1 protein-coding gene is annotated in these 1,769 nt (G+C 51.3%); it reads right to left on the bottom strand.

From position 1 onward, the window contains the following. Window positions 1-292 precede the first annotated feature (292 nt). Entirely contained in the window at window positions 293-1,534 is a 1,242-nt protein-coding gene (locus EKM91_RS13685; RefSeq protein WP_125754443.1) for an ISL3 family transposase, read from the bottom strand. Window positions 1,535-1,769: the final 235 nt, after the last annotated feature.

Raw genomic sequence — 1,769 nt, 5'->3', positions numbered from 1 at the left:
ATTTGTCAAATGGTGTTGGTTTTATGTTTTAAGCTTTTATGGGTCTCCTCTTTTGAGGGGGCTTTTTGTTATCTTAAGGGCTTAGAGGGCTTAGAGGGCTTAGAGGGCTTAGAGGGCTTAGAGGGCTTCGGGGCTTGCGGGCTTCGGGGCTTCGGGGCTTCGGGGCTTCCGGGCTTCCGCACTTGAGCATTTGACGACCACAAAAGTCTGCGCAGCGAAATCAGAGGCCAAGAACCGCACCTCCGAGGTGGTTTGGGCAGACTCCTCCTCGGGGTATGACCGAGGAGGATAGTCAGGCAATCAATTGATAGATTCGTTTGAACATACGGGCTTGATTGGCGAAACCATAACACGCTCGTTTGAGCTCCTTGATCTTGCGGTTGACGCCTTCGATCGGTCCGTTTGAATAGGTGGTCTTGGCTGCATTGAGGACACCGCGCAAATTCTTGCGCAGAGTGGAGAGCGCGACACTCATTGGTCCGCCGTGCCCGCGGTAGTGCTTGATCAGTTCATCAAGCCGCACGGTGTCGCCGTTCAGTAGTGCATCGTGAATATTGATGTAGGTCTCGTAGGCATCTTTTAAGGCTGGGAAGGCGTTCGTGCCAATATCGACCACTTCCTGATCTGTCAGATAATCATTCAGCCCAGGTCGATAACGACGGTGCTTGGCGTCAGGATTGGCCTTGTGTAGCGTCTTCCAGTTGTTCTTGAGGGCTTTGTATTCGCGTGAATGCTTATCGTTGATCTCCTTAAGGCACTGAATACGGACCTGGTCCATTGCGCGACCTAGGAGCTGGATCACGTGGAACCGGTCGATCACGATCTGTGCATTCGGGAATAGCTCATGAATGAAGTTTTGGTAGGCGGCGTTCATATCCATGCATACGTGCTCGACACGAGCTCTTTGTGCGCTGGAATAGTGACTGTAGAAGAACTGCTTGATATCAACTGAGAGCCGGTCTCCAAGCACGACGACGCCTTTATGGGTATCGGCATCAATACAGATGAATGACATCTGCGAGTGGGTTGAACGGAACTCATCGAAGCAGAGATTACGTGGTAAAGTGATGCTTGGCCGCGGATGGATGGCGGTATCGATCATTCGCGCAACGGAGGTTGAGGAGATACCGGTCATCGATGCGATCTGCTTACTCGGCATAGCCTGTTTCGAAAGCTTGAGTGTATAGGAAACGACACCGTTGGAGATGGCGTGATTAGCCTTTACGACAGGGGTTGTCGCAGTGACCGTTGAGCCACAGCTCGCGCATCGCCAGCGCTGTTTCTTGAGCGCCAAGACAACCGGACGATCAGTAGGTCCATTGACGTGAATGTGAGTTAGGATATGACCATTTCTCCTGAGCTTCAACATTCCGCAGTGCGGGCATCTTTCTAGTTTGTAGGTTAGTTCCGCCTGGATCACTTGATAGTTCTTACGACCTTGACCGCGGCCATGCTTTTCTTCGTGAATGTCGGTGACATGTATGTTTGAGTCTGTAATTCCGAGCAATTTAAGCGTACTATCAATGTTGGACACCTGTTCATTACCTCGCTTTGTTTGGGTTTGGTCGCTTAAAGCATAGCACCGGGGAGACCAGGTGCCTTTTTTGTTATTCAAAAAAGGTCCAAAACTTCCGGCGTTGTCACAATCAACACCAAAAATTTTAGACCCATAACAAAGAGGGACCTGGCACGCGCGGTTGCGCCTGTCCAAGTCCCTCTTTGTTTGCGACTCAACCGCGCCGCCGCACCGAAAAGCCGAGATGCGGCAT

The organism is Lacticaseibacillus baoqingensis (assembly GCF_003946165.1).
Taxonomy (GTDB): Bacteria; Bacillota; Bacilli; order Lactobacillales; family Lactobacillaceae; genus Lacticaseibacillus; species Lacticaseibacillus baoqingensis.
Note: the sequence above shows the minus strand (reverse complement) of the source record. Positions and strands in the feature narration are given on the sequence as shown.